This is a genomic window from Pseudoxanthomonas sp. SORGH_AS_0997, assembly GCF_031453535.1.
GTDB lineage: Bacteria > Pseudomonadota > Gammaproteobacteria > Xanthomonadales > Xanthomonadaceae > Pseudoxanthomonas_A > Pseudoxanthomonas_A winnipegensis.
This window is the reverse complement of record NZ_JAVIZI010000001.1, coordinates 2,077,463-2,099,416: the sequence shown is the minus strand read 5'-3', so window position 1 is coordinate 2,099,416 and position 21,954 is coordinate 2,077,463. Positions and strand designations below refer to the sequence as shown.

At 70.2% G+C, this 21,954-nt stretch carries 19 protein-coding genes and 1 pseudogene; 16 read left to right on the top strand and 4 right to left on the bottom strand.

Annotated features, from left to right (window positions below):
* Positions 1-82 precede the first annotated feature (82 nt).
* The 4 genes from QE438_RS09360 (at position 83) to QE438_RS09345 (ending at position 6,081) form a co-directional block, all read left to right on the top strand.
* A complete protein-coding gene (locus QE438_RS09360; protein WP_306990873.1) occupies positions 83-1,789 on the top strand; it encodes a GNAT family N-acyltransferase in 1,707 nt (568 codons plus the stop codon).
* A complete protein-coding gene (locus QE438_RS09355) occupies positions 1,786-2,583 on the top strand; it encodes a UDP-2,3-diacylglucosamine diphosphatase (RefSeq protein WP_130517272.1) in 798 nt (265 codons plus the stop codon). The genes QE438_RS09360 and QE438_RS09355 overlap by 4 nt, the downstream gene beginning before the upstream one ends.
* Positions 2,584-2,661: 78 nt before the next feature.
* Positions 2,662-4,740, top strand: coding sequence for a hypothetical protein (locus QE438_RS09350; protein ID WP_306990877.1), 2,079 nt, complete (start codon positions 2,662-2,664; stop codon positions 4,738-4,740).
* A 225-nt stretch (positions 4,741-4,965) separates the two neighbouring features.
* Positions 4,966-6,081, top strand: coding sequence for a metal-dependent hydrolase (locus tag QE438_RS09345; protein WP_307183953.1), 1,116 nt, complete (start codon positions 4,966-4,968; stop codon positions 6,079-6,081).
* Here the strand turns inward: QE438_RS09345 and dusB are convergent.
* The 4 genes from dusB to QE438_RS09325 all read right to left on the bottom strand — a co-directional run bounded on the left by dusB (position 6,027) and on the right by QE438_RS09325 (position 10,552).
* Entirely contained in the window at positions 6,027-7,025 is a 999-nt protein-coding gene (gene dusB, locus QE438_RS09340; RefSeq protein WP_306990879.1) for a tRNA dihydrouridine synthase DusB, read from the bottom strand. The two genes, QE438_RS09345 and dusB, sit on opposite strands and share 55 nt — an antisense overlap.
* A 95-nt stretch (positions 7,026-7,120) precedes the next feature.
* On the bottom strand, positions 7,121-8,071 hold the full coding sequence (locus tag QE438_RS09335; RefSeq protein WP_130528491.1) for a ribokinase: 951 nt from the start codon (positions 8,069-8,071) through the stop codon (positions 7,121-7,123).
* Positions 8,072-8,224: 153 nt separating this feature from the next.
* Positions 8,225-9,523 carry a nucleoside transporter C-terminal domain-containing protein gene (locus QE438_RS09330; RefSeq protein WP_130517310.1) on the bottom strand — a complete coding sequence of 433 codons (1,299 nt, stop codon included), beginning with the start codon at positions 9,521-9,523 and terminating at the stop codon, positions 8,225-8,227.
* Positions 9,524-9,679: 156 nt separating this feature from the next.
* The gene (locus QE438_RS09325; protein ID WP_306990882.1) at positions 9,680-10,552 is read right to left on the bottom strand and encodes a hypothetical protein; all 873 of its coding nucleotides are present in this window, start codon (positions 10,550-10,552) and stop codon (positions 9,680-9,682) included.
* A 184-nt stretch (positions 10,553-10,736) separates the two neighbouring features.
* Between QE438_RS09325 and QE438_RS09320 the strand changes: the two genes are divergently transcribed.
* The 12 genes and pseudogenes from QE438_RS09320 to QE438_RS09265 all read left to right on the top strand — a co-directional run bounded on the left by QE438_RS09320 (position 10,737) and on the right by QE438_RS09265 (position 21,362).
* Positions 10,737-10,931, top strand: a complete 195-nt coding sequence (locus tag QE438_RS09320; protein WP_165394674.1) for a hemin uptake protein HemP — start codon at positions 10,737-10,739, stop codon at positions 10,929-10,931.
* A gap of 35 nt (positions 10,932-10,966) precedes the next feature.
* On the top strand, positions 10,967-11,734 hold the full coding sequence (locus QE438_RS09315) for a Hemin transport protein (protein ID WP_306990885.1): 768 nt from the start codon (positions 10,967-10,969) through the stop codon (positions 11,732-11,734).
* A 307-nt stretch (positions 11,735-12,041) separates the two neighbouring features.
* On the top strand, positions 12,042-14,300 hold the full coding sequence (locus tag QE438_RS09310; RefSeq protein ID WP_306990888.1) for a TonB-dependent hemoglobin/transferrin/lactoferrin family receptor: 2,259 nt from the start codon (positions 12,042-12,044) through the stop codon (positions 14,298-14,300).
* A gap of 86 nt (positions 14,301-14,386) precedes the next feature.
* On the top strand, positions 14,387-15,331 hold the full coding sequence (locus QE438_RS09305; RefSeq protein ID WP_306990890.1) for a DUF6607 family protein: 945 nt from the start codon (positions 14,387-14,389) through the stop codon (positions 15,329-15,331).
* 99 nt (positions 15,332-15,430) lie between these two features.
* On the top strand, positions 15,431-16,396 hold the full coding sequence (locus QE438_RS09300; RefSeq protein ID WP_306990892.1) for an SPFH domain-containing protein: 966 nt from the start codon (positions 15,431-15,433) through the stop codon (positions 16,394-16,396).
* Positions 16,383-16,832: an NfeD family protein gene (locus QE438_RS09295; protein ID WP_306990894.1), complete on the top strand. Its 450-nt coding sequence runs from the start codon at positions 16,383-16,385 to the stop codon at positions 16,830-16,832. The genes QE438_RS09300 and QE438_RS09295 overlap by 14 nt, the downstream gene beginning before the upstream one ends.
* A gap of 81 nt (positions 16,833-16,913) precedes the next feature.
* The gene (gcvT, locus tag QE438_RS09290; protein ID WP_306990896.1) at positions 16,914-18,020 is read left to right on the top strand and encodes a glycine cleavage system aminomethyltransferase GcvT; all 1,107 of its coding nucleotides are present in this window, start codon (positions 16,914-16,916) and stop codon (positions 18,018-18,020) included.
* A gap of 15 nt (positions 18,021-18,035) precedes the next feature.
* Positions 18,036-18,443: pseudogene (locus QE438_RS09285) on the top strand (DsbA family protein); the annotation flags it as partial.
* A 285-nt stretch (positions 18,444-18,728) separates the two neighbouring features.
* Entirely contained in the window at positions 18,729-19,124 is a 396-nt protein-coding gene (gcvH, locus tag QE438_RS09280; protein WP_130517329.1) for a glycine cleavage system protein GcvH, read from the top strand.
* Positions 19,121-19,597 carry a hypothetical protein gene (locus tag QE438_RS09275; protein ID WP_306990899.1) on the top strand — a complete coding sequence of 159 codons (477 nt, stop codon included), beginning with the start codon at positions 19,121-19,123 and terminating at the stop codon, positions 19,595-19,597. Before gcvH ends, QE438_RS09275 begins: the two co-directional genes overlap by 4 nt.
* 396 nt (positions 19,598-19,993) lie before the next feature.
* Positions 19,994-20,350 (top strand): histidine biosynthesis protein HisIE, encoded by a 357-nt coding sequence (locus QE438_RS09270; protein WP_130517333.1) that lies wholly within the window; start codon positions 19,994-19,996, stop codon positions 20,348-20,350.
* A gap of 304 nt (positions 20,351-20,654) precedes the next feature.
* Positions 20,655-21,362, top strand: coding sequence for a DUF2968 domain-containing protein (locus QE438_RS09265; protein WP_235871647.1), 708 nt, complete (start codon positions 20,655-20,657; stop codon positions 21,360-21,362).
* The last annotated feature ends 592 nt before the right edge of the window (positions 21,363-21,954 follow it).

Genomic DNA, 21,954 nt, shown 5'->3' with positions numbered 1-21,954 from the left:
CCGCACGCGTGCAACGCGGCTGACGCCATCGCGGCCCAGTCTGGCGTTCCAGATCCGCCGCTGACCGGGATGGGACCCGACCATGCGCCCTCTGGAAGACACCCTGCTCGAACGTTATCCGCGCTGGTTCGGCGGCCGCCGTGGCCTGCTGACCCGGCCGCTGCTGCGCCGCTACGGCCACTGGTCCGGCCTGGACCAGGCGCTGGCCTTCCTGAACGCGCACCGGGACAGCACGCCCTGGGACTTCGTCGCCGCCGCGCAAGATTTCCTGCGGCTGGACGGCAGCTTCGATGCGCAGGCCCTGGCGCGCATTCCCGCCAGCGGCCCGCTGCTGGTGGTCGCCAACCATCCTTCCGGCGCGCGCGATGCGATGGCGCTGCTGCATCTGGTCGGCCAGGTGCGGCGCGACGTGCGCATCGTCGCCAACGAGGTGCTGACCCACATCGCGTCGCTGCGCCCGCTGCTGCTGCCGGTGCGCGTGTTCGGCGGCAGCTCGGCCGCCGGCAGCCTGCGCGCGGTGCGCGCGGCGCTGGATGCCGGACAGTGCGTGATCGTGTTTCCAGCCGGCGAGGTGTCGCGCCTGTCGCCGCTGGGCGTGCGCGATACGCGCTGGCGGCCGGGCTTCGTGCGCTTCGCCCGGGCCAGCGGCGCCCAGGTGCTGCCTGTGCGCGTGCAGGCGCGCAACTCGGCGCTGTTCTACGGCGCATCGGCGGTGTTCAAGCCGGCCGGCACGGTGCTGCTGCCGCGCGAGATGTTCGCGCGCCGCCAGCAGCCGCTGCGCCTGTACGTGGGCCAGGCGCAGGCCCTGGCCACGCACGCCGACGAGACCACCGTGCTGCGCCAGCTGCGGCGCGCGCTGTATGCGCTCGGCAGCCGCGCCGATGCCGGGGCCGAATCGCCGGCCGCGCTGGTCGCGTCGGTGCCGGTGGCGCAGCTGCGCGCGGCGATCGCGGCGCTGCCGAGCTTCGGCCGCACCAGCGAGGGCCGGCGCATCGTCGCCGGGCCGCTCGCCGCCGACTCGCCGCTGCTGCGCGAGATCGGCCGCCTGCGCGAGCTGACCTTCCGCAAGGTGGGCGAGGGCACGGGCCGGGCGCTGGACGTGGACGACTACGACACCTGGTACGACCACATCGTGCTGTGGGACGAGGAGGCCGGCGCGGTCGCCGGCGCCTACCGCGTGGCGCGCGGGGCGCAGGTGCTGGCCAGGCGCGGGCTGGCCGGGCTGTACACGGCCAGCCTGTTCGACTGGTCCGAGGGCGCGCTGCCGCGCATCGCCCAAGGCATGGAGCTGGGCCGCAGCTTCGTCGCGCCGGACTACTGGAACAGCCGCAGCATCGACCAGCTGTGGCAGGGCATCGGCGCTTACCTGGTGGCGCATCCGCAGGTGCGCTATCTGTTCGGCGCGGTGTCGATGAGCGCGGCGCTGCCGCAGGCCGCGCGCGAGCAGATCGTGGCCTACTACCAGCGCTTCCACGGCCAGGACGCTGGTGCCACCGCGCGCCATCCCTTCGTGCTGCAGGCGGTGCCGGCGGCGTTCGAGACGCTGGATGCGCAGGCGGCCTTCGCCGTGCTGCGCGAGAACCTCGCCGCGCTCGGCGCCCAGGTGCCGATGCTGTTCCGCCAGTACACCGAGCTGTGCGAACCGGGCGGCGCGCGCTTTCTGGCCTTCGGCGTGGACGCCGACTTCGCCGGCTGCGTCGACGGGCTGATCGAACTGGACCTGGAGCGCATGCACACGCGCAAGCGCCAGCGTTATCTGCACACCCCCACGCAGGAGCAAGCCGCATGAACCGCGCCGTGTTCGTCTCCGATGTGCACCTGGGCTCCACCCATTGCCATGCCGCCGAGTTCGCCGACTTCCTGACCCGGCTCAAGTGCAGGCAGCTCTATCTGGTCGGCGACATCGTCGATCTGTGGTGGATGTCGCGCCGCCGCGCGCGCTGGGACGCCGCCCACCAGCGCGTGGTCGAGGCGCTGCACGCGCTGGCGCGCAACGGCACCGAGCTGATCTACGTGCCCGGCAACCACGACCGCGCCGCGCGCCGTTTCTGCGGGCTGATGCTGCCGGCCATGCAGGTGCGTCGCCGCGTGATCCACACCACCGCCGACGGCCGCCGCCTGCTGGTGGTGCACGGCGACGACTACGACGCGGCCACGCACTTCGGCGGGCTGCAGGAGCAGTTCGGCGACTGGCTGTACTACCGCATCCTCACCGGCAACAAGCTGGTCAACCGCATGCGGCGGCGCTTCGGCCTGCGCTACTGGTCCCTGGCCGAATACCTCAAGCGCAAGAGCGCGGCGGCCGAGCGCTACATCGCCCGCTTCGTCGAGGCCGGCCTGGCCGACGCGCGCCGGCGCGGCCTGGACGGCATCGTCTGCGGCCACATCCATCGCGCCGCGCTGATCCGACGCGACGGCCTGGTGTACGCCAACGATGGCGACTGGGTCGAGAGCCTCACCGCACTGTGCGAGACCGCCGACGGCAGCCTGCAGCTGGTGTCCCACGCCGGCCAGGTGCTGAGCGAACTGCCGGCGCGCCTGCGCCTGGTACCTGACGAGCCAGCGCTGCCGCAGGCGGCCTGAGCGCGCGCTCGATGTAGTCGCGCTTTCATTCCGCGCGACGCCTGTCCGGGTGGCGCCGCCGGCTGCGTGTGCTGGGGCATGGAGCCAAGACTGCGCGCATCATTCCCCGGACTGCTGCTGATCGCGGCCCTGCTGGCGTTGGCGCTGGCGCGCGCGATGGTCGGCACCGCCCGCGATGGCCTGACCCTCGACGAGCCCTACCACTACGCCGCCGGTGTGTCCTACGCGCGGCTCGGCGACTACCGGATCAATCCCGAGCATCCGCCGCTGGCCAAGCTGTGGACCGGCTGGCTGGCGCCTGCCTCGGTGGTGCTGCCGCCGCTGCGCGCGCTGCACGAGAAGGACGACGAGCGCATCTACACCCAGTCCATGGCCTACCTGGACAACGCGCCGGCCGATTCCCAGCACCATATCCGCGTGGCGATGTTCGCGCTCAACCTGCTCCTGCTGGCCGCGCTGGCGCTGCTGGTGTGGAAGGTGGCGGGCCTGTGGTGGGCGGCCGGGCTGCTGGCCTGGCTGGCGGTGGATCCCACGGTCGGCGCGCATCTGCCGGTGCTGATGACCGACCTGCCGGTCGCGCTCGCCCTGGGCCTGACCGCGGCCAGCGCGGCCTGGCTGGCCAGCACCTGGCGCTGGCCGGCCTGGCTGGCCTTCGCGCTGTCGGCGGGGCTGGCGCTCGGGTCCAAGCATTCGGCGCCCGGCGCGCTGGCCGGCGTCGGCGTGGCGCTGCTGCTGGCCGCGGCCTGGCGGCACTGGCGCAGCCGGCGGGACGCGTTGCCCGGCGCGCACGAGCGCGCCGCGACCCTGCTGGCGCGGTGGGCGGCGGTCGCACTGGCCGCCCTGGTCGCGGTGGCCGTGCTGTGGTCGCTGTACGGATTCGGCTTCCATGCCGGGCGCGATGGCAGCGACGCCTTCAACCGGCCGATGGCGCCCAAGATCGACGACCTGGCCTCGCCCGTGCAGCGCCGGGTGCTGCATGCGCTGGACGACGCGCGCCTGCTGCCGCGTGCCTATCTGTGGGGCATGGCCGACACGCTGCGCGCCGGCGTGGAAGGCCGCGGCCAGCGCGAGCACAAGCTGTTCGGCCACGACTTCAAGGGCGCGCCGCCTTGGTTCTTCTGGCCTGGCGCGCTGGCGGCCAAGCTGCCGCTGCCGCTGCTGGCCGGCGCGCTGCTGGGCCTGCTGGCGCTGTGGCGCGCGCCGCTGTCGAGCGGGCAGAAGCACCTGCTGCTGACCATGGGCGCGCTCGGCGCGGCGTACTGGGCCAGCCTGCTCGGCTCGCGCGGCACCTATGCCGGTGTGCGCCATGCGCTGCCGCTGTTCCTGCCGCTGGCCACGCTGGCCGGCGCGCTGGCCTGGCGTGCCTCGGTGTCGGCACGGCGGCGCTGGCTGCTGCCGCTGGCCTTCGCGCCCACCGCGCTGGCGCTGGTGATGACCGCACGCGAGCCGCGGCTGTGGGAGTACTTCAACGAGCTGGGCGGCGGCAGCGCGGACGGCTGGCGCAACTTCTCCGACGAAGGCGTGGACCTGGGCCAGCGCCTGCCCGAGATCAGCCGCTGGATGCAGACCCACCAGCCGCCGGGAACCACGCTCTACAACAGTTATATGTACATGCCCGAATGGGTGCGAGGCAGCGGCGCGCCGCTGCGCGAATACGTGGAGAGCGTGGACGACACCAACGTGGACGGACACTACGCCGGTCTGTTCGTTATGCGGTTGAGCAGCACCATTCCCGAGCCCGAGTACCACTGGGACCCGGCCGTCACCCTGCGCAACCTGCATCAGGTGGGGCGGATCGGCGTGCTGGGCATCTGGCAGGGCCGGATGGACGACAAGCGCCTGCGCGTGCGCGGCCTGTATCGCGAGGTGCTCAAGGAGGTCTATCGCACGCCCTCGCCCGACTGGCGGCAGGTGGCCACGCGCTGCGCGGAGATCCTCGAGGCGGTGCCGTTCGCCACCGGCTGCTATGTCGAGCGCGGCAATGCACTGGCGCGGCTGGGCGATGTCGCCGGTGCGCGCAAGGCCTGGGCAGGCGGGGCCGATCAGCTCTCGCCCGACGATCCCATCGGCTTGCAGCTGCGCGCGCTGGTCAAGGCCAGCGAAGGCGATCGTCTTCCGGCCAACTGGCGGCCGGTGCGCAATCCGAGTCTGGAGTGAGGGGCTTCGGCCCGGGTTGATCGCCGGCATCGGCATGCGTCGGGCCTGAAGCATGGGGACCGGGCCGTGCGTGCGTGGCGTCAGGGCAGGGCGGCTCGATCGGCCATCCCATCGGATCGCTCGTGCAATTCGATGCATGGCGCGATCGGGTCGGACGCTGGCGGCTCCGCATGGAAGCAGCGGCACACAGAGCCCGCAGCCCCGACCGAGCAGGCATGATGGGGCATGGATTCGGTCACTCATCTTCTGCTTGGCGGCGCCATCGGCGCGGCCCTCGCCCCGGCGGGTCAGCGCCGGGCCGCCATCCTGGCCGGCGCGGCGCTCAACACCTTGCCGGACCTGGACGTGCTGCTGCTGCCGCGGTTCACCGACGACCCGGTGATGCTGATGACCTGGCATCGCAGCTTCCTGCATTCGGTGTTCGTGCTGCCGCTGATCGGCGCGCTGGTGTGGTGGGTGTGCCGGATGCGTGGCACGCGGGTGAATTCGGCGCCGGCGCGCTGGTTCTGGCTGATCCAGGCCTGCCTGCTCAGCCATCCGCTGATGGACGCCTGCACGGTCTATGGCACCTCGCTGCTGTGGCCGCTGGAGGTGCCGCCGACGATGTGGTCGCTGTTCTTCATCATCGAACCGGCCTTCACCCTGTGGCTGCTGCTGGGCTGCGTCATTGCCTGGTGCGTGCCGCGCAAGCCGCTGGGCCAGCGCGGCGCGATCGCCGGCCTGGTGCTGGCCGCCGGCGTGCTGGGCGTGGCCGGCCTGGCCAAGGCGAGGGTCGATCGCGAGGCCGAGCGCACCCTGGCGGCGATGGGCCTGGGCGATGCGCCGCGCTTCTCCACGCCGATGCCGTTCTCCACCCTGCTGTGGCGGGTGGTGGCGATAACGCCGTCCGGCTATGTCGATGCCGAACGCTCGGTGTTCGATCGGGGGCCGATGGTGTTCCGCGGCCATCCCTCCAACACCCAGGCCCTGGCGGAGGCGATGCGGATCGGCATCCCGGCGGTGACGCGGCTGGACTGGTTCAATCATGGCTTCATGCGCGCCCGGGTGCAGGACGGGCAGCTGGTGCTGTCGGACCTGCGCATGGGCCTGGATCCGGACTACACCTTCAATTTCGCCGTGGCCGAGCTGCGCGATGAGGACTGGCAGGCGATGGCGCCGCAACAGATCCAGGCGCCGCTGCCGATTTCAGGCGTTGCCGGCTTCAGGCGATTGATCGGCGCGGTGTGGCAGCGCACCTGGCATGAGGACGACACGCCGCTGCGGGCGCTGATCCTCGGGCCGCAGGCTCAGGCGGCGTCGGCGAACGACACCGCCACGCCGGCTTCCAGCGCGTCGAAGTAGTCGCGCGTCAGGCGCAGCTGTTCCGCGGCGCTCTCGGCGCGGTTGACCACCGCGCGGAAGGCGGCGTTCTCCGGGCGGTCCTTGGCGTACCAGCCCAGGTGCTTGCGCGCGATGCGCACGCCCTGCGGCTCGCCGTAGAAGTCGTGCAGGGCCTGCAGATGGCCGAGCAGGATGTCGCGCACCTCGCCGATCGTGGGGGGCGGCAGTTCCTCGCCGGTGGCCAGGTAGTGGGCGATCTCGCGGAAGATCCACGGCCTTCCCTGCGCGGCGCGGCCGACCAGCACCGCGTCGGCGCCGGTGTCGCGCAGCACCTGCGCGGCCTTGCGCGGGGAGTCGATGTCGCCGTTGGCGAACACCGGGATGTCCAGCGCGGCCTTGATCGCGGCGATGGTGTCGTACTCGGCCACGCCGGTGTACTGCTGATCGCGCGTGCGCCCGTGCACGGCCAGGGCGGCGATGCCGGCGTCCTGGGCGATGCGGGCGATGGTCGGTGCGTTGCGGTGCTCGGCGTCCCAGCCGGTGCGGATCTTCAGCGTCACCGGCACGTCCACGGCCTGGACTACCGCCGCGACGATGCGCGCGACCAGCGCTTCGTCGCGCATCAGCGCCGAACCAGCCCAGGCGTTGCACACCTTCTTGGCCGGGCAGCCCATGTTGATGTCGATGATCTGCGCGCCATGGTCGACGTTGTAGCGCGCCGCCTCGGCCAGCTGCGCGGGCTCGGTGCCGGCGATCTGCACGCTGACCGGCGCAGGTTCACCCTCGTGGTCCATGCGCCGCAGCGACTTGTCGGTGCTCCAGAAGCGCGGATCGGAGATGGTCATCTCCGACACGGCCAGGCCCGCGTCCAGCCGCTTGCACAGCTGCCGGAACGGCTTGTCGGTGACCCCGGCCATCGGCGCCAGGATCAGCGGCGGTTCGATCTTGTAGGGGCCGATGCGCATGGGCGAGGGGCGAGGAGTGAGCGAAGAGAAGCAAGGGATGAGCGGAGGGCGGCAGGAGTGCGTGCTGTTACTCACGCCTCCTCTCCACTCACTTCTCAGCTTTCCGGCGTGAGCCGCGGCATCGACACAGCGGCGCCTTCGCTCTCGGTCGAGCGGGCGGCGAAGCGGTTGGCGAAGCGCACGTGCAGGTTGAACGCGGCCTGCGGCGCGTGCGCCAGCGAGGCGGCCAGCGCGCCGTTGAAGGCATCGCCCGCGCCGGTGGTGTCCACCGTCTGCGCGGTGTCGGCTGCCACGCGGTAGTAGGCCTGCGCGTCGCCGCGCAGATGCTCGTCCTCGTGCGAGACGAAGGCGCCGACCGCGCCCAGGGTGATGACCACCGTGCCGCCGGGCAGCAGCTGGCGGCACAGGCCGTGCAGCGTGTTGCCGTCCAGCGCGGCCACATCGTCGCCTTCCATGCGCTGGCCGACATGGCGGCCCAGCAGGGCGGCGAACTCGGTCTCGTTGGGCGTCAGGATGTCGCTCTGGCGCAGCAGCGCGATGCTGGCCACCGCGTTGGCCGGGGCGGGGTTGAGGATGGTGGTCACGCCCGCGGCGCGCGCGCTGGTCAGCGCCGCCTCGATGCTCTCCAGCGGCGACTCCAGCTGCGCCAGCACCACCTGCGCGCCGGCCAGCAGCGGCTGCTGCTGGGCGATGAAGCCGGGGCTCAGGGTGAAGTTGGCGCCGGGGCCGATCACGATGGTGTTGCGGCCGTGGTTGTCCACGTAGATGCCGCCGGTGCCGGTGGGTTCGTTGCTGGCTTCGGCGACGACCTGCACCCCGTCCTGCTCGGCCAGGCCGCGCGCCATCGCACCGCCGACATCGCCGCCCAGCGCGCACACGAACGTGGTCGCCGCGCCCGCGCGCGCGGCCGCGATGGCCTGGTTGAAGCCCTTGCCGCCGGGGCCGGAGCTGTAGCGCCCGGCGATGGTGGCGCCGGCGGTGGGCAGCGCATCGCAGCGCCAGACGTGGTCGACATTGAACGAGCCGACGACAACGACAGAACTCATAGACATCTCTTCTTCGAATCCAACATAAAAACGGCGGCCGCAAAGCCGCCGTCGGGGGCGTCAGTATGCCGCAGCGCGGCACAGGCCTAGCGGCGAACGGCGTCAGCAATGCTGAACGAGGCGCGCGCGGTCAGCGCGCGCGGGCGACTTGGTTCAGCTGAAGTGGCTCAGCACGCCGGCGATGGTGGCGGTCATAAACGTGGCGATCGAGCCGCCCAGCACCGCGCGCAGGCCGAAGCGCGCCAGGTCCGCGCGGCGCTCCGGGGCCAGGCCGCCGATGCCGCCGATCTGGATCGCGATCGAGCTGAAGTTGGCGAAGCCGCACAGCGCGTAGGTGGCGATCAGGCTGCCGTCGGCGCTGAGCGACACGCCCGGCACCTGGCCGTTCACGATGCGCGCCAGCTCGGTATAGGCGACGAATTCGTTGATCACCACCTTCTGCCCGATCAGCGAGCCGACCGTGGTCGCGTCCACCCATGGCGTGCCGATCACCCAGGCCACCGGCGCCAGCACATAGCCCAGGATCGTGGCCAGGTTGGTCGGCCGGCCGATCGCGGCGGCCAGGCCGCTCCATTCGCCGAACCAGGTCAGCGGCGCGTTGAGCAGGGCGATCAGCGCGATGAAGGCCAGCAGCATGGCGCCGATGTTCAGCGCCAGGCGCAGGCCGTCGCCGGCGCCGGCCGCGGCCGCATCGATGACGTTGCTGGTGGTCTTCTCCACTTCCATCTTGACCGTGCCGCGGGTCAGCGGCGTGCCGGTCTCGGGGATCAGGATCTTGGACACCACCAGCGTGGCCGGCGCGGCCATGATCGAGGCCGCCAGCAGGTGCTTGGCGTAGAAGGCCTGCTGCACCGGATCGCCATTGCCCAGCATGCCCACGTAGGCCGCCAGCACGCCGCCGGCGATGTGGGCCATGCCGCCGATCATCATCGTGATCAGCTCCGACTCGGTCATCCGCGGGATGTACGGGCGCACGGTCAGCGGCGCCTCGGTCTGGCCGATGAACACGCTGGCGCAGACGCTGGTGGTTTCCGCGCCGGACACGCGCATCACCTTGGTGATGGCCCAGGCCATCGCCCGCACCACTGCCTGCATCACGCCCAGGTGGTAGAGCACGCCCATCAGTGCGGAGAAGAAGATGATGGTGGGCAGCACCTGGAAGGCGAAGATGAAGCCCGCCTTGGGCACGTCCATCAGGCTGCCGAAGATGAAGTTGGAGCCTTCGCCGACGAAGCTCAGCACCTTCACGAACACCTTGCCCAGCCAGTCGAAGACATCGCGCCCGCCGGGCACCAGCAGAACCAGCGCGGCGAAGCCGATCTGCAGCGCCACGCCGGTCACCACCAGGCGCCAGTCCACCGCGCGCTTGTTGTTGGAGAACAGCCAGGTGATGCCCAGCAGCACGACCAGCCCGAACAGGCCGAACGCGGCCCGCGATACACCTTCCAGCATTGCGATCCCCAAGACCACGCGACGTCGAAGCGATGCAGCCTAAGTGAGGGGGACGGGCGCGGCAAGGCGAGGCGGCGCGAAAGACCGCCGCGCGGGCGCCGGGCGGCATGGGACGGGACGCGGCGGGCACGGTTCGCGCGGGCGCCGCGCCCGTTGCTACTGGCAGGGTGCGGCGGCCGGGTCGTCGGGCCGCAGCTCCAGGTCCACGGACACCGGCGCGGCCAGCGCCCGGCTGCCGAAGGCCTCGCGGAACAGCCGCTGCGCCTGGCGTTCGGCGTCCACGCGCTGGCGCAGGGCCAGGGTCGAGACGTCCGGCGCCGGGCCGGCCTTCAGGTAGGACAGCAGCAGCCGGTAGCGATAGGCCAGCGCCGGGTCGTCCGGCACCCGCGCGTCGAGCAGGCCCTGATCGTCGCTGTAGGCGTTGGCCAGCAGCAGCGCCGCGCGCGGATCGCCGGCCTGCAGCGCACGCTGCAGCATTGGCACGGCCTCGCCATACCAGTCGGCGAAGCCCGGGTCCTGCAGGTAGCGCTCGTGGTCCTGGGCCTTGGCCGCCTGCGGGAAGGGGCCGGCGGCGTAGCGCAGCAGGGCGTCGCGGTTGCCGGCCAGCGCCGCCTTGCGCAGATAGAACGCGGCCTTGCCGCGCAGCGCGGCGTCCACGCCCTGGCAGCGGTCGCGGCCGGCATCGGCGGGCGAGGGCGCGGCGCACAGCATCAGTTCCACCGCGATCCGGCAGGCGGCCGCCGCCTCGCCGGCATCGGCCCGGCGCAGGACGGCCTGAAGATTGGCGCCGAGCGGTTCGCCCCAGGGGGGCAGGGCGGAGGCGGCGAGCGCGTCGGTGCGCGTGGGCGTCGCGCCGGCCGGATCGTTGCGCGCGGCGAAGGCGCGCTGCGCCTGCGCGGTCTGCGCCGCGATCCGCGCCGACAGTGCGGCCGCCTCGTCGGCCTGGCGCCGCCAGCGCCAGACACCGAATCCCACGGCCGCCAGGACCAGTACGCCCATCACCAGGTTGAAGCGACCACGCGGGCTCACGCCGTGTCCTTGCTCGATCCGACAGCGACGAGTCTGCCATGGGCCCCGTGCATCCCGCGCCGCCGTGGCGCGTGCGCAGATAAAGAATCGGAAGCGCGATGACCATCGAAAAATTCAATCAGGACCATTTGACTCTTCAATGAGAATGATTATCATCCACGTCGAACCACACAGGAGCTGCTCCATGTCCGCCAACACCATCGCCTTCCCCCACGCCGACACGCGCGCCGCCGAGCGCAGCCCGCGCGTGGTGCCCCCGGCCGAGACCCTCAACAGCGAAGCCCTGCTCAAGGGCCGTCGCGAGATCCTGATCCAGCACGGCGACCGCGTGTATCGCCTGCGCCATACCAGCAACGACAAGCTGATCCTGACCAAGTAAGTCTTGGTTTGGCGGGCGATGGAGCGCCCGCTGCCGTGTTCGCGCCCGCACCGGGCGGCAGCGGCCAGTTCGCGCGCGACGATGGCTCTCCCTCTCTCACCATCGCCGCGCGCGGGCCGCTGTCGCCGCCGGTGCACCTGCCTGACGCCATCCGCCCCCAGGAGCCGGTCATGACCCTCGACACGATTGCGCCGACCACGCGCGCCGATGCGACCCGCTCGCTGCCGCTGCCGCAGCAGCTGGCCGCGCTGGGCACCGTGCTGTGCCTGTATCGCGCCCAGCAGGGCAGCGAGCTGGCCGGCTGGAACCAGGCGGTGCGCGCGGCGATCCAATCCGGCGTGGAAAGCGACGGGCTGCGCGAGAGCCTGCTGTTCTTCGACCGCGACGGCGTCTGCTGCTGGCGGCTGTGCCTGCTGCCGGACAGCGACTTCCTGGCCTGGGACCAGCTCAGTGCGCGCCTGCCGGCGCATGCGGCCGGCAACCCGCATGGGCGCGGGGTGAGCGAACGGCTGTGGCAGCGCCTGGCCCGGCGCCTGACCGGCGAACAGTGGCGCGCGTGTCCGGTGCGCCTGCATGCCCTGGCCGCCGCCGGCGCGCAGGCGGTGCTGGCCGCCAGCCTGACGCCGGTCTCCGCGCTGGGCGCGGCCGCCACGCGCGAGATCGTGCACGCCGAGGGCGCCGAACTGGCCGCCTGGGACGACTGCTGCTGCGCGCAGGCCGCGCTGCAGTCGGTGGGCGTCGGTGCGGCGCATGGCGACCTGGCCGACTATGTGTTCAGGCCCGACCTGAAAGCCAGTCGATGACTTCGCGCGCATCACCCTTATGTATGCCACTGGCTCGCCTCGTCCGATGGCGTGCGCCGCCTGCCTGGGACGGGCGCGACCGCGCCGGGCCGCCCTTGGCTGAGGCGGGCGCGGCCGACTGAAGCCCGGGCGCCTGCGCCTGGCCGAGGCGACATCGCCAAGTCGGGATCGCCGCGACCGGCGCTTCCCTGTTGAACCTCACCTTGCGGTGGCCCTGCGTCACCGCGTCTTCCTCCTCCTCCTGGGCGCCAGCCTCGACCGTGCACGGTCGCGCCAGCCTGCCGGGTCACCTTGCAAAGGGCCTGTCATGCCGACGTTCCGTGTTTCCCTGCTTGCCTGTGCGCTCGTCTGCGCGCTGGCGTCCCCGGCGCGCGCCGCCGATTCCTCCGTCGCTCCGCCGGGCGCGTCCGGCGATGCGCTGCCCACGCACGACTTCGATCCGCTGCAGGTCACCGCCACGCGCAGCCAGCGCGCGGTGTCCGACGTGCCCAATACCGTGGGTGTGATCGAGCGCCAGCGTCTGGACCAGACCCTGGTCTTCGACATCAAGGATCTGGTGCGCTACGAGCCCGGCGTGTCGGTGACCTCCAGCTTCGGGCGCTTCGGCCTGGGCGGTTTTCGCATCCGCGGGCTGGAAGCCAACCGCGTGCAGATCCTCACCGACGGCATCCGCGTGCCCGACGCGTTCGCCATCGGCAGCTATTCCAATGCCAACCGCAACTTCGTCGACCTGGACACGGTCAAGCGCGTGGAGATCCTGCGCGGGCCGGCCAGCGCGCTGTATGGCTCCGACGCGCTGGGCGGCGTGGTCGCCTTCGTCACCAAGGACCCTTCGGATTATCTGAAGGCGGGCAAGGACGCCTACTTCGGCCTCAAGTTCGGCTATGCGGGCGACTGGAACGGCCTGTTCGCCGGCGCCACGGCGGCCTTCGGCGGAGAGCGCTGGAGCGGCCTGGCCGCGGTCAGCCATCGCCAGGGCCAGGCGCAGGAGAACATGGGACACGACCGCAGCCTGGCGCCGGTCGGCACCGCGGCGAACACCCGCACCGCGCCCAATCCGCAGGATCGCAACGGCACCAGCGTGCTGACCAAACTGGTCTACGCACCGTCGCAGACCAACCGCCTGCGCCTGACGGTGGAGGGCAACCGCGACGACACCGACACCGACGTGCTCACCTCGCGCGGCTACACCGCCTCGACCCGCGCCACCACCCTGGACCTGCGCGGCGACGACCACCAGTCGCGCGAACGCGTGGCCCTGGCCCAGGAGCTGGACGCGCTGGACTGGACGCTGGCCGACAGCCTGGACTGGCAGGTCTACTGGCAGGACAGCCAGACCACGCAGGACACCCACGAGCTGCGCACCACCGCCAGCCTGGGCCAGCATCGCCGCGATCGGCGCTTCGACTTCGAGCAGCGCGAGATCGGCGTGCAGGCCAACCTGCTCAAGACCATCGACGCCGGCAGCGTGGTCCACACCCTGCGCTACGGTCTGGACCTGCAGCGCACGCGCACCGAACAGGAACGCGATGGCCAGGTGACCTACGCCAACGGCACCAGCACCAATGTGATGTCGCCGGACGTCTTCCCGGTGCGCGACTTCCCGATCACCGATACCACCTCCTCGGCCCTGTACGTCCAGGACGAGATGGCCTTCGGCCAGCGCTTCAGCCTGGTGCCGGCGGTGCGCGTGGACCATTACGACCTGGACCCGAAGCCCGACGCCATCTTCGTCGAGGACAACCCGGGTGTGGCCGTGACCGGCCTGAGCAAGACCAGCGTCTCGCCCAAACTGGGCGCGGTGTGGAAGTTCGCCGGCGACTGGTCGCTGTACGGCGGCTACGCGCGCGGCTTCCGCGCGCCGCCCTACAACGACGCCAACCTGGGCTTCACCAATCTGCAGTTCGGCTACACCGCCATCCCCAACCCGGACCTGAAGCCGGAGACCAGCAACGGCTTCGAGCTGGGTCTGCGCTACACCGGCCCGGCGGTGTACGCCGCGCTGACCGGCTATCGCAACGATTACCACGACTTCATCGAATCGCAGGGCTTCGTGGGCTACAACGCGCAGGGCCTGATGGTGTTCCAGTCGCGCAACGTGTCCCGGGCACGCATCTATGGCGGCGAGTTCAAGGGCGGCATCGACCTGGGCGCGCTGGCCGGCTGGAGCGGCTGGTCGCTGCGCGCGGCCGCGGCCTGGTCGCACGGGCAGGACCTGACCGCCGATGTGCCGCTGGACACGATCGATCCGCTGACCGGCACGCTCGGCCTGATCTACGACGCGCCGACCTGGGGCGTGGAGCTGGCCGGTTCGTTCGCCCGGCGCAAGGATCGGGTGTCCGACGCGACCTACTTCCGCGCGCCCGGTTATGGCGTGGCCGATCTGCTGGCGCACTGGAACTTCGCCCCCGGCGCGCGGGTGAACCTGGGCGTGTTCAACCTGGGCGACCGCAAGTACTTCAGCCCGGGCGACGTGCCGGTGGGCACGTTGGCCAGCAGCGCGACGCTGGATCGCTACACCAGTCCGGGCCGCACCGTCTCGGCCAGCCTGACGGTGGAATGGTGAGCCTGCGCATGCGCCTCGCACACCGCCGCACGACACCCGCGCCTGGCGGGTTCCAGCCTCTGTCCCAAGTCAAAGGAAAGCCTTCCATGTCCTGTCGCCTGTCCATCGCCGCGCTCGCGGCCCTCGCCGTGCTCGCGCCGGCGCATGCGCAATCCGCCGATCCGGCGCGCGACCATGCGGCCATCGTGAAGATCGCAGGAGAGTTCGCGGTGGACTTCGCCTTCGACGAGACCGTGCTGCTGCAGCCCGGCTACGAGCGCGCCGCGGCCATGCGCAGCAGCGCCGACGAGGCGGTGGTCGTGGTCGAGGACACGCCCACGCGGGTGGTGCTGCAGCACCTGCTGGTCGACGGCAAGAGCGGCCACGTCACCAAGCACTGGCGCGAGGACTGGGTCTACCAGGCGCCGCGGCGGTTCGAGTTCAGCGCCGACCAGACCTGGACCGTGCGCGCGCTGTCGCCGCAGGAGACCGCCGGCGCCTGGACCCAGTGCGTGTACGAGGTCAGCGACGCGCCGCGCTACTGCGGCACCGGGCGCTGGACCTACAGCGGCGAGGTGGCGACCTGGACCAGCGACGAGAGCTGGCGCCCGCTGCCGCGCCGCGAATACACCCGCCGCAGCGACTACAACGCCCTGCGCGTGGTCAACCGCCACACCATCACGCCCAACGGCTGGAGCCACGAGCAGTTCAACACCAAGGTGCTGCGCAGGCCCGACGGCCGCCAGGTGGAGATCGCGCGTGAGTTCGGCTTCGACGACTACCGCCGCGACAGCCAGGTCGACTTCGCCCCGGCCTACGCCTACTGGAAGGCGACCAGCGACTTCTGGGCCGGCGTGCGCGCGCGCTGGGCCGGATTCCTGAACGCGCCGCCGGGGCTGCACCTGAAGACCAAGCTCGATGGCATGGCGATGGTGATGCCGCTGTTCGAGCAGGCCGACACCCTGGTGCAGGGCGGCAAGGTCAAGGCCGCCGACACCGATGCGGTGTTCGCCAAGTATGTGGAAGCCGCGCCGGCGCCCGCCGATCGATGAAGGTGCGGCGGCCGCCCCGTACGGCGGCGCATCCCGCAGGCCCGACCCTATAATCGTACTCGGGAGCGCCCGCCTCGGGCGACAGGCAAGGGGAGTGCAATGGGAGCGGGAGCGATTCTGGCTTTTGTCTTGGTGACTGCTGTCGTTATTTTGCTGCTGCGAAGCGTGCGTGTCATTCCGCAGGGTTTTGAGTACACCGTCGAGCAGTTCGGCAAGTACACGGCGACACTGACGCCGGGCCTGCACGTTCTCATCCCTGTCATGCAAGGCATTGGCCGCAAGGTCAACATGATGGAGCAGGTCTTCGACGTGCCCTCGCAGGAAGTCATCACCAAGGACAACGCGGTGGTGAAGGTGGACGGGGTGGTGTTCTTCCAAGTGCTGGACGCGGCCAAGGCGGCCTATGAAGTGTCCAACCTGGACCAGGCGATGATCGCCCTGGTGCAGACCAACATCCGCACCGTCATCGGCTCGATGGACCTGGACGAGTCGCTCAGCAACCGCGAGACCATCAACGCGCGCCTGCTGGGCGTGGTCGACCACGCCACCAGTCCGTGGGGCGTCAAGGTCAACCGCATCGAGATTAAGGACATCCAGCCGCCGCGCGACCTGGTCGATTCGATGGCCCGGCAGATGAAGGCCGAGCGCGACAAGCGCGCCTCGATCCTGGAAGCCGAGGGCGCGCGCCAGTCGGAGATCCTGCGCGCCGAGGGCGAGAAGCAGAGCGCCATCCTCGAGGCCGAGGGCAAGCGCGAGGCCGCCTATCGCGAGGCCGAGGCGCGCGAGCGCCTGGCCGAGGCGGAGGCCAAGGCCACCACCCTGGTGTCCCAGGCCATCGCCGACGGCGATGTGCAGGCGATCAACTACTTCGTGGCGCAGAAGTACGTCGAGGCGTTCAAGGAGCTGGCCACCGCGCCCAACCAGAAGTTCGTGCTGATGCCGATGGAGGCCTCGGGCATGATCGGCTCGCTCGGCGGCATCGCGCAGCTGGCGCGCCAGGCGCTGGGCGAGGACGGCCCGCGGCCGCCGGCCATGCCGCCGAAGGTGCCGCGTGCCGGCGTTTGACGCGGTAACCCTGCGCCTGGCGTTCTGGGCTGGCCTGGCGCTGGTGCTGTTCGCCGCCGAGGCGTTGGTACCCGGCGCCTCGCTGATGTGGTTGGGCTTCGCCGCCACGGCGATGGTGCTGGTGATGCTGGTCGCGCCCGGGCTGGAGGTGCTGCCGCAGGCGGCGCTGTTCGCGGTGTTCGCCATCGCCTCGGTGCTGGTGTACCGGCGCTGGTTCCGCGCCCGTGCGCAGATCAGCGACAAGCCCTTGCTCAACCGGCGCGCCGAACAGCTTGTCGGCCAGACCGCCGTGCTCGAGCAGCCCATCGTGCGCGGCCGTGGCCGCATCCAGCTCGCCGACACTTACTGGAGCGTGGCAGGCCCAGACCTGCCGGCCGGCGCGGCGGTGCGCGTGGTGTCCACCGACGGCATGACCCTGCAGGTGGAAGCGGCCTGACCGGCGCGGCCGTGGCCTGGGTCACGGCCGCGGGGCGGCGAGGTTCTGGGATAATGCCGGCCTCTTTGTAAGGACCAGCCCATGACCCAGAAGACGATCCTCAACGACAGCCACCGCGCGCTCGGCGCCAAGATGGTCGATTTCGGCGGCTGGGACATGCCGATCAGCTACGGCTCGCAGATCGAGGAACACCACGCCGTGCGCCGCGACGCCGGCATGTTCGACGTCAGCCACATGACCGTGGTCGACCTGCGCGGCCCGCGCGTGCGCGAGTTCCTGCGCTACCTGGTCGCCAACTCGGTGGACAAGCTCAAGAAGCCGGGCAAGGCGCTGTACACCGCGATGCTCGACGCCAACGGCGGGGTGATCGACGACCTGATCGTGTACTTCCTGGAGGACGCCTTCTTCCGCTTGGTGGTCAACGCGGCCACCCGCGAGAAGGACCTGGGCTGGATCAACAAGCAGGCCGCCGCCTATGGCGTGGAAGTGATCGAGCGCCCCGAGCTGGCGATGATCGCCGTGCAGGGGCCGAACGCGCGCGCCAAGGTCATTGGCCTGCTGCGCGAGGAGGATCGCGAGGCGGCCGACAAGCTGGCGCGCTTCGCCGCGCTGGATGCGGTCAGTAGCGCCGGGGTAGAACTGTTCCTCGCCCGCACCGGCTACACCGGTGAGGACGGCTTCGAGATCGTGCTGCCGGCCGAGCGCGCCGTGGCGTTCTGGGACGCGCTGCTGGAAGCCGGGGTCAAGCCGGCCGGCCTCGGCGCGCGCGACACGCTGCGCCTGGAGGCCGGTATGAATCTCTACGGCCAGGACATGGACGAGACCGTCTCGCCCTACGAGGCGGCGATGGGCTGGACCGTGGCGCTGGATGAGGGCCGCGAGTTCGTCGGCCGCGAGGTGCTCGAGGCCCAGCACCTGCAGGGCGCGCCGCGCCAGCTGATCGGCCTGGTGATGGACGAGAAGGGCGTGCTGCGTCACGGCCAGAAAGTGCTCACCGCGCAGGGCGAGGGCGAGATCCTGTCCGGCACCTTCTCGCCGACCCTGGGCAAGGCCATCGCCTTCGCCCGCGTTCCCAGCGGCGAGCCGGGTGAGGTACGCGTGGACATCCGCGGCCGCGAAGTGCCGGTGCGCGTGGTCAAGTTCCCCTTCGTCCGCGACGGGCAGCCGCAGCCCGGCGTCCTCGTCTAAAGGCGGCTCGCGACCATGGCCGAGCAACTGGACTACTTCGTCACCCTGCTTTCGCCCTGGTCGTACCTCGGACATCGGGCGTTCCTGGACATGGCCGCGCGCCACGGCGCGGTCGTGCGCACGCGGCCGGTGCGGATCTTCGATCTGTTCGGCGAGGTCGGCGCCCTGCCGCTGGCGCAGCGTCCGCCGGTGCGCCAGGCCTACCGGCTGATCGAACTGCAGCGCGTGCGCGAGCAGCGCGGCCTGCCGCTGAACCTGCGGCCGAAGTTCTACCCCTGCGATATCGCCCTGGCCGATCGCACGGTGATCGCGCTGATCGCGCAGGGCCACGATCCGCAGGCCTACATGGCCGACGCGTTCGCCGCGCTGTGGGCCAACGAGCAGGACCTGGCCGATCGCGCGACGCTGGCGACGCTGCTGTCCGCGCACGGCTTTCGATGCCGAGGCGGTGCTCGCGCTGGCCGACGCGCCCCAGACCCATGCGACCCACCAGGACAACACCCGCGCCGCGATCGATGCCGGCCTCCCTGGCCTGCCGGGTTACGTGCGCGACGGCGAGCCGTTCTGGGGCCAGGATCGGATCGATCTGCTCGACGACGCCCTGCGCAGCGGCCGCGCGCCGTACCGCGCCGGGTGACAAGTCGCGGCGGCCTTTCGTTAGACTTGCGCCATTCCCAACCATCGCGCCCAACCGGCCGGAGCATCCTCATGAGCGAGATCCCTGGTGATCTGAAATTCCTCAAGTCCCACGAGTGGGCGCGTGTCGAAGGCAACGGCCGCGTCACCGTCGGCATTTCCGACCATGCCCAGGGGCTGCTGGGCGACCTGGTCTACGTCGAGCTGCCCAACGTGGGCGATGCGGTCACCGCCGGCAACGCCTGCGCGGTGGTCGAGTCGGTCAAGGCCGCCTCGGACGTCTACAGCCCGGTGTCGGGCACGGTCGTCGAGGTCAACGAGGCGCTGGCCGACAAGCCGGAGACCATCAACGAGGACGCCTATGGCGAAGGCTGGCTGTTCGTGGTCGAGATCAGCGACGCCGACGAGCTCAACGACCTGCTCGGCCCGGACGACTACGCCGAGCAGCTGGAAGAAGACGAAGAATGATCCATGCACGCCGGCCCGGTGCCGGCGTCGCACGCAAGACCAACGCCGCGTCCTGGACGCGGCGTTTTTTTATGGGTCCGTTCCGGCGCCATCGCGGCGTGATGTTCGTGTCGTCGAGACGCTCGCCTGCATCGACATGGCAGGCGATCGGCATGCGCAGGACGCCGCGCGCTTGGAAAAAGTTTGCGCAGTTGGCGCGCGAGGCAGCTTGTGCGACGCGAAAACGCATGCCGCGAGCGCCTTCGGAATCAGGTGCGATTCAACTGCGCGACACCTTCGGCGCCACCATCGGCACGCGCGTCCAAGCGCATGCGTCGGCAGCCGCGTCACGCGCGACGCGCGCAGCAAACTGCATAAAAAAAGCACTCTGCTCGACATGCGTTGTCGCGCGCGTGTCGCCGCGCCATCGGTTCGAACGCCATCGGCTCGGCAGGCCGTCGCGGCAAGGCGATGACGCGCTTCAAAACGCATGAGAAATTTTTCTGAAAAACCATTGACACTAGAAAAAACCGTGATTAGGTTTCGCCCCAACGCGCACAGGCGCTATGCAAATCAAGCGAGTCGGTCATCGCGACGAAACCCACAACGGCAAGGTCGCCCGCCCGTACCCCCGGCAGGATGGTCGAAGGCTTCGCTTCCCCTGAAGAAATTCGAACCCCGATCCGCATCGACACCTGCGCCGCAGTCGCCGCAGGTGTCTTTGCTTTGACGGGTGCACGACGTCGGCCCCGGCCGGCGTCGCAACAGATCCGCCCCAGCGCGCATGGCGCGTCGGCGGCTGCATGCGGGTCCGACTCCCGCGGCGTTTTGAGTACTGGGCTTAGCAACGGATGTTTCATCCAAAGTAATCACTGACGAGGAGCCATCACATGGCAACGAAGAAAGCTGCGAAGAAGCCGGCCAAAAAGGCCGTCAAGAAGGTCGCCAAGAAAGCGGCCGCCAAGAAGGCTGTAAAGAAGGTCGCCAAGAAGGCCGCCAAGAAGGTCGCTAAGAAGGCCCCGGCGAAGAAGGTCGTGAAGAAGGCTGCCAAGAAGGTCGCGAAGAAGGCCGCCAAGAAGGCCCCGGCGAAGAAGGTCGCCAAGAAGGCCGCCAAGAAGGCTCCGGCGAAGAAGGCTGCCAAGAAGGCTCCGGCCAAGAAGGCTGCCAAGAAGTCGCCGGCCAAGAAGGCGACCAAGAAGAAGGCCGCTCCGGTCGCTCTGCCGGCAACCCCGGCGCCGCTGATCTAACGAGAAGTATCGCGGCGACATCGCCGCGCGCTGTCGTTCTGACTGCAGCTTCCTTCCCCGGTTGCCCAGCGGGGAAGGAAGTGTTTTTTTTTAGGGCGCCGCCCCGGCGCCGCACGCGACACCCGGCCCGGCCCGCGCATCGCCGACCACGGCATCGGCCTGCCAGGCGCAGGAACAAAGTGGCGCCCGCGCCCTGCGGCCCGCGAAAGCCGCGTGCTAACATCCCGACCGTATGCCCTGCGCAACGCAGGGGGGCGATCACGCCAGAGAAGTCGGGGCAAGACGGATGATTCATCGGGGGAGCATGTCAAGGATCTGGTTCGGCGCGGCCATCGTGCTGATCTCCACGGCCTGTGCGCCGCTGCCTGCCGCCACGCGGACCAAGCAGGCCCCGCCGCCCGAGCAGACCGCCGAAGTGGCCGAGCCCAGCATCGGCAACACCGCCGAGGAGCTGCGCCACCTGATGGACGCCGGCTCGCTGACCGAGCTGCGCACCACCTACAACGGCAACTACGGCGCCAGCCTGCTGTTCCATGCCGACTCGCTCAACTATTACGTCACCCTGTTCCGCGACAAGCAGTTCTGGCGCGTGATCCGCACCAGCTCGGTCGAGCAGGCCGAGCAGGTCTACAAGACCTTCGTCGACCAGACCAACCAGCTCTCCCAGGTCTATATCGACACCGTGCGCCTGGAGGCCGGCAAGCGCTACACCGAGCGCATGGTCGAACTGAACCAGAAGCGCCTGCAGGGACTTCAGGCCGAAGTCGAACAGCAGCGCCAGCAGGCCCTGCAGGTCAGCAACGCCCTGCAGCAGAACAAGCAGCAGGCCGTGAGCCTGAGCAGCGACCTGCGCGCCACCAATACCGAACTGGAAGCGCTGACCCGCCGCATCGAACAGCTGCAGCAACAGCAGGGCAATCCCGCGCTGGAGCTGCCGCCGACACCGGCCACCGCTCCGGCAGCGCAGCCGGCTGCGCCGAGCCCTTCGGTGCCGGCGCCGGGCACGGACTGAGCGAAGCGCCGGGTCGCGCCGTTTCGGCATGGCCCGGTTCGCAATCAAGCCCGGCAGTTGCCGGGCTTTTTTGTTCCTCGCCGAGCTTAGGGGCGTCAAGCGCCTGACGACCTGCATGCGGTCTTGGCCCATCCATTCGCCGACCGGCCTCGCCCAGCCGAGCGCACCTGCTCGGTTGGTCATCCTCCCTGGCTGACGCTCGGATGGGAAAGGAATGAGCTCGCCGCATCCCGTGGGAACCACTGTCTCTCAGATCAGCCGCGTCCTCCTTGTAGAGCGGAGCTTGCTCCGCTGGGGCCTTCCCCACGAACCGAACGAAGAGCAGCGGAGCAAGCTCCGCTCTACAGGGGGAGCCGCAATGGTGGCGATGAGGCACTACCAGGATATGCGTGAAGCGCGATGAGAGATCGCGGGTAAAGCCCCATCGTCGTCATTGGCCCAGAAGGCCAGAAGGGCGGCTCCCAGGGGATTTTCGCAAGGACTGTTTTATCGCCGTCCGACGGACCGCTGCCCCTGCGAAGCCGAAACGCGTGCGCCGCGATCCCTCGACCGAGAGACCCGCTTGTCTTGATTCCAGGGGCTACTTGCGCCA

Coding starts and splice junctions, on each gene's coding strand:
- QE438_RS09360 (WP_306990873.1), top strand. CDS start 83: ATGCGCCCTCTGGAAGACACCCTGCTCGAACGTTATCCGCGCTGGTTC.
- QE438_RS09355 (WP_130517272.1), top strand. CDS start 1,786: ATGAACCGCGCCGTGTTCGTCTCCGATGTGCACCTGGGCTCCACCCAT.
- QE438_RS09350 (WP_306990877.1), top strand. CDS start 2,662: ATGGAGCCAAGACTGCGCGCATCATTCCCCGGACTGCTGCTGATCGCG.
- QE438_RS09345 (WP_307183953.1), top strand. CDS start 4,966: ATGGATTCGGTCACTCATCTTCTGCTTGGCGGCGCCATCGGCGCGGCC.
- dusB (WP_306990879.1), bottom strand. CDS start 7,025: ATGCGCATCGGCCCCTACAAGATCGAACCGCCGCTGATCCTGGCGCCG.
- QE438_RS09335 (WP_130528491.1), bottom strand. CDS start 8,071: ATGAGTTCTGTCGTTGTCGTCGGCTCGTTCAATGTCGACCACGTCTGG.
- QE438_RS09330 (WP_130517310.1), bottom strand. CDS start 9,523: ATGCTGGAAGGTGTATCGCGGGCCGCGTTCGGCCTGTTCGGGCTGGTC.
- QE438_RS09320 (WP_165394674.1), top strand. CDS start 10,737: ATGTCCGCCAACACCATCGCCTTCCCCCACGCCGACACGCGCGCCGCC.
- QE438_RS09310 (WP_306990888.1), top strand. CDS start 12,042: ATGCCGACGTTCCGTGTTTCCCTGCTTGCCTGTGCGCTCGTCTGCGCG.
- QE438_RS09305 (WP_306990890.1), top strand. CDS start 14,387: ATGTCCTGTCGCCTGTCCATCGCCGCGCTCGCGGCCCTCGCCGTGCTC.
- QE438_RS09300 (WP_306990892.1), top strand. CDS start 15,431: ATGGGAGCGGGAGCGATTCTGGCTTTTGTCTTGGTGACTGCTGTCGTT.
- gcvT (WP_306990896.1), top strand. CDS start 16,914: ATGACCCAGAAGACGATCCTCAACGACAGCCACCGCGCGCTCGGCGCC.
- gcvH (WP_130517329.1), top strand. CDS start 18,729: ATGAGCGAGATCCCTGGTGATCTGAAATTCCTCAAGTCCCACGAGTGG.
- QE438_RS09275 (WP_306990899.1), top strand. CDS start 19,121: ATGATCCATGCACGCCGGCCCGGTGCCGGCGTCGCACGCAAGACCAAC.
- QE438_RS09270 (WP_130517333.1), top strand. CDS start 19,994: ATGGCAACGAAGAAAGCTGCGAAGAAGCCGGCCAAAAAGGCCGTCAAG.
- QE438_RS09265 (WP_235871647.1), top strand. CDS start 20,655: ATGTCAAGGATCTGGTTCGGCGCGGCCATCGTGCTGATCTCCACGGCC.